Source organism: Candidatus Neomarinimicrobiota bacterium (genome assembly GCA_041862535.1).
Classification (GTDB): Bacteria; Fidelibacterota; Marinisomatia; order SCGC-AAA003-L08; family TS1B11.
In genome coordinates this window covers 1-5,392 of record JBGVTM010000231.1, presented here as the reverse complement: position 1 = coordinate 5,392, position 5,392 = coordinate 1, and the positions used below count along the sequence as shown (strand labels likewise).

General features: G+C 52.1%; 4 protein-coding genes. 3 read left to right on the top strand and 1 reads right to left on the bottom strand.

The genetic code is table 11. The features are described 5' to 3' along the window. Positions 1-1,281, top strand: a 1,281-nt coding sequence (locus ACETWG_08515; protein ID MFB0516633.1) for a T9SS type A sorting domain-containing protein, incomplete at its 5' end; no start/stop codon positions are given. A gap of 170 nt (positions 1,282-1,451) precedes the next feature. On the opposite strand, the gene ACETWG_08510 is transcribed toward ACETWG_08515, so the two are convergent. Beyond that, complete coding sequence (locus tag ACETWG_08510) at positions 1,452-1,586, bottom strand: hypothetical protein (GenBank protein MFB0516632.1); 135 nt, start codon at positions 1,584-1,586, stop codon at positions 1,452-1,454. Positions 1,587-1,626: 40 nt separating this feature from the next. Here ACETWG_08510 and ACETWG_08505 point away from each other — a divergent pair, with 40 nt between their 5' ends. After that, a complete protein-coding gene (locus ACETWG_08505; protein ID MFB0516631.1) occupies positions 1,627-4,302 on the top strand; it encodes a TonB-dependent receptor domain-containing protein in 2,676 nt (891 codons plus the stop codon). A 54-nt stretch (positions 4,303-4,356) separates the two neighbouring features. After that, positions 4,357-5,392, top strand: a 1,036-nt coding sequence (locus ACETWG_08500; GenBank protein ID MFB0516630.1) for a hypothetical protein, incomplete at its 3' end; no start/stop codon positions are given.

Genomic DNA, 5,392 nt, shown 5'->3' with positions numbered 1-5,392 from the left:
GTTACCGGCGTCGACGCCACGACAAACGAGTATTACAACCTGGTCATCTGGTCCGATGTAGATGGGGAAGCGGGTGAGGCTTATAATGTCTACGCCAGCACGAAGCCCATCACCGACGTCAAAAGTCTGGATGTGGACCTGATTGCCCAGGCTGTTCCCGAAAATACACAGAGCGCCATCCATCGCTTGTACTATCCGCTCAAGGATAAAGAGATCGACATGTACTATGCTGTCGAGTGTCTGGATGCGGCTGGCAATGTCGGTCCGGCCGGAACAGCCGGTCCGATCACCAATACGGCGCAGGCTATGGCCACTATCTCGCTGGATCCGCCGAGCAACTTCGCGGTTGATGGCGACCTGGGCGAATGGGAGGCCAGCGGAATCATGCCGTTTGTGCTGAAGCCTTCAACCAACAAGGTACCAGAAGCGTTTCAGGTATTCGATGACGACAACGATCTGACCGCGACGGTCTATATAGCGATAGATGCCGATAACCTGTATTTCGCGGCCGACGTCATCGATGACGTCTGGAGTTATGATGCGGTGGGAGATTGGTGGCAGGATGACATCGCCGAACTCTACCTCGGATTCTACGACGCCCGTGGTCCCAAGCACCAGGTCATGGAGCGTGGCACCGAACCGGATTACAAGTTACAGATCCTCTATAAACAACTCGTGAGTGAGTTCAATGATAACCAGGTGATTTACACCAGTGATTCAGCCAACTACTACTTCGAGCCTCTCGGTGCAGCAGACTGGATCATTGAGACTGTCGTTCCGCTGGATTCCATTCGTTTCGGCGACGATGCGCTGTTCACGCCCCTGAACGGGATGAGGATACCCATCGACATCTATTTCCACGATACGGACGCAACCCTCAATACCACTGAGGGTACCCTGGCCCTGTCATGGGACAACGACGACAACTCGTGGCAATCGCCGGCCAACTGGACCTACACCTGGATCGGTGATACGACGGAAGTCTTTGTTGGAATAGCAAGTGAAGCGCCGATTGTCATGGAATACAGCCTGAGCCAGAATTACCCGAATCCCTTCAATCCGAGTACAACCATCAAGTACTCCCTGGCAAAGGCTGGAGATGTACGAATCGATGTCTACAATATCCTGGGTAAGCAGGTAACATCACTGGTCAATGAGTTTCAACCTGTGGGGCACTATCGGATTGTCTGGAACGGCCAACACCTGCCCTCCGGTATTTACTTCTACCGGATTCAGGCAGCCGATTTCACTCTGACCAAAAAGATGATCCTGCTCAAGTAGGATCTTCAGCTCACTTATTGATTGCAGGGGGTGACTCGCAAGAGTCACCCCCTGCAAACCACATCACTTGGTTGAGGTGCGGATAGAGTTTCGGAAAGGTACTATCGATCAGACCAACGAGGCTGGCCTGAAGTCAGGTTTCCGTCTCCATTCTGGATACACGGTCTGTCTCATCGAAGGGTACTGCCAGGCGCTGTATTATCAACCTCCACCATAGCCGCCGAAGGGTGGGGTACCTTAATTATGTATTCGTCGAAGAATTGTTCTACCAGCAGATCAATAAAGGGGAAGTATAATATGGACATGTGGGGCCGATCGTGTTTCAGAACCGTACTGGGTATCGTAATGCTCTGGCTGCTGCCACAGCTATTACCAGCCCAGACCACCGGCAAGATTGCAGGTAAAATAACGGATGCAGAAACAGGTGAGCCTCTCTACGGTGCCAATGTCCTTCTGGAAGGAACGATCCTGGGTGCCGCCACCGACGCCTCAGGGGATTACTATATCATCAACGTGGCACCCGGGACATATACCCTCGTGACGAACATGATCGGGTACGACCCGGTGCGGGTAGAAGGAGTGCGTGTATCTGTCAACCGCACTTCCGAGGTGGACGTTCGGATGAATCCTACGGTCCTGGCTGGTGAAGAAGTGACTGTAATCCGTGAACGGGTTGCCATGAAAAAGGACCAGACCAGCACGATCAAGAACGTCTCCGCTGACCAGATGGATATCCTTCCTGTTGAGGATATCACTGCAATTATTGAAATGCAGGCGGGCATTGTCCAGGGGCACTTCCGTGGCGGGCGGAATACGGAAGTTTCGTACCTGGTCGATGGTATGCGCGTTGATGAGCCCTACGATGGCCAATACAGTGCGATTGAAATTGAACCCGAAACAGTACAAGATCTGGAAGTGATTACCGGGACCTTTAATGCCGAGTACGGCCAGGCCATGAGTGGCGTTGTTAATCAGGTCACAAAGGAGGGCGGCGAGTCAATCCATGGCTCTGCATCAGTTGCGTTTGCCAATTATGCCACCCAACATGATGATATTTTCATCGGATTGGAACCGGACGAATTTGACCGCAATCAGGATTATAAATTACACCTGGGCGGTCCAATCCTGGGCCGATATCTCACCTTTTTCCTCAACTACCGCGAAGAACGGAATAAAAATCATTTGAATGGTATCCGTCGCTTCAACGTGGACGATTTCAGCTCTTACGTCTTTACGACATGGTACACGGAGAACACTGGGGACAGCGCTTATGTGCCTATGAACCGCAGTCACAATCGATCGTTCATGGCAAAACTCAACAGCACAATCTTTGAGAAACTGAGGATTGCATTTCTTTATAACTGGAATAATGACATATGGCATGATTACAACCATTCTTTTAAGTATAACCCTGACGGGATGGGGGCTCCACGACGTGTATCTGACCTTTTGACGTTGACTCTTAATCATATGCTCACGAAGTCGCTGTTTTATGAACTCAAGGCATCTTATCTAAAAACATTCAATGGTTGGTATGTCTTCGAAGATCCCACGGATTCAGGCTATGTTCATGACGTGTACCTGGATAACACCGGACCTGGTTTTTACACTGGTGGACATCAGAAAGACCATAACCGCCGTATACTTGAAGATCGAGCCCTAAAGTTCGATCTGACCTGGCAGTTGCATAAAAACCACAGCATCAAGACCGGTGTCCATCTTATTCAGCACTCTCTCGATGTGAAAAACCTCCAGATACGTAACCTCTATTACGGCACAGCCGAAGAGAGTAAATGGTACTTCGATTTCGAACAGTTCAAAATCGTCTTCCCCTACTATGAGCCGGTTATCATGCCCGATTCCTCGATCTATTCAGATATGTACCAGGTGAGTCCCGTTGAATTCGCCGGCTATTTCCAGGATAAGATGGAATTCGATGAGATGGTCATCAATCTGGGGCTCCGCTACGATTACTTCGATCCGGCGACCGTCTATCCCTCGGAACGCAGGAATCCAGCCAACCAGTTAGACCTGCCCCCCGAGAGAATGTCTACTTACCCCGATGCTGATCCCCAGGTGCAGCTGAGCCCGCGCGTCGGGCTTTCATACCAACTGGGAGATAAGGCCCTCCTGCATTTCAGCTATGGGCATTTCTTCCAGATGCCACCCATGTATTCCCAGTATCAGAACCATGCCTTCCGAATTGCCCCGACCGATTTTGAAACCATCATGGGGAATGCACAGGTTAAAGCTGAAAGAACCATCACTTACGAGGTTGGTCTCTGGCAGGAAGTCATCAAAGGACTTGGTGTCGAGGTCGCCCTTTACTATAAAGATATCTACGATCTGCTCAGCGGCATACCCATCAGCACCTATAATCAAATCATATACGGCCTATACAGCAATAAGGACTATGGCAACACACGAGGCCTGGAAGTCAAGTGTGATTATATCACCGGCGATCTCTCTGTTTTCCTGAACTACACCCTGCAGTACACCCGGGGCAACGCGGACAACCCCGTCCAAACCTTTGACCGGGCAGGGGAGCGTGTGGATCCTGTCAACCGGCTGATTCCCATGAGTTGGGACCAGAGGCACACACTGAACCTGACGGTCGGCTACAACACGGACCGGTACGGGGCGACCCTCACTGGCTATTACAACTCGGGAACGCCGTATACCTTCATTCCCATCGAAGAAAGCCGGCTGTCCAGGGTAAACCTCTATCCCAACAACGATTGGCAGCCGGCTGGAACCAGCGTTGATTTGAGTGCTTACTATAATATCCCGCTATCCGGGAGGTTCGATGCAAAACTCACATTGAACGTCTATAACCTCACCGATCGCTTGAATGAGGTAGCCGTCAGTGGCCAGACCGGCAGGGCCTACACCGCCATCATCCGTCCTATTGACATCGCCGCGCATCGCAGCGACTTCAATACGTTCGAGGACGTTGTCCACAACCCATCCATGTACGCTGCTCCCCGCCTCATCAAGATCGGATTGGGTTTAACCTTTTAGGACCCAGTCAAGGAGATCGTTAACAAACCTTTTCTCATAAGGATAGAATCGACAATGAACAGGCTTTTAATCCACGCCATGGTGCTGTTTTTCATCGCTGGTATCGGCGCATTGCTTCAGGCACAGGGGAGACCCTATGAAGGCCCCGATGATCCCGCTGGGGATATCGCCGCGGAACGCGAAGGCTACATGACCGGGAACCGGATTTACCTTTACTTTCAGAACACGACCGAGCTGGCCGATTGGTACGAGAATATGGAGAAGACCCAATTCTCCCGGTGGCCTAATACCTATGAAGGCATGGCCATGCTGGACGGCGTGGCTCTTCTGATTGGGGCCAAGGTCTATATTGATACCATTCCCGAACCGGGGAGTGATCCCCCAGTATATGCCACCCCGGTAACCGATCCAGCCGAAATCTCGAGCCGGACCGGCTTAAAGAATCTTTACTTCCTGCAGACCAGTTACCGCGAGGAAATGGATACAGACCCCACGGGTACCATAGAGTACGGCTTTTATCCCATCTTCGGCTATTTTGACGAGTTGAGCGAGTACCCGGCCATGAGCAACCGGCCGGAATCCTGGCCCCCCCAGGGGTGGCCGATGCCAGGTTACACCACCAAATGGCCGGGTGAGTGGAATGGCCGCTTCGGCCGGGGCGTGATCTATGCCGATCTGGAGACCTTCTTCACCGTCAACGATGCCCACGACCAGGAATACCTGGGTCCGGAAGACAGGATCAAGTATTATCCCCGCTCGGGACGATACATTGGTGACCTGCGCCCTAACGTCACGATTCATAAACCGCGGGATGATATTAAATACCCTTGGGGCGGAATCGGCGTCAGGGTCGAGCAGCGAGGTTTTCAGTGGAATAATCCCCAGGCCCGGGATGCCATCTTCTGGGAGTACACCATCGCCAATATCTCCGATTACGATCTACCCGAAGTGGCCTTCGGTTACTGGGTGGATAACGCCATTGGTGGCGACTCCGACGATGAGCTGGGCTACTTCGACACCAAGGTTGACATGTCCTACTCCTGGGACATAGACGGTGTAGGTCGCGGGGGCCGCGGACCCGGGATCATGG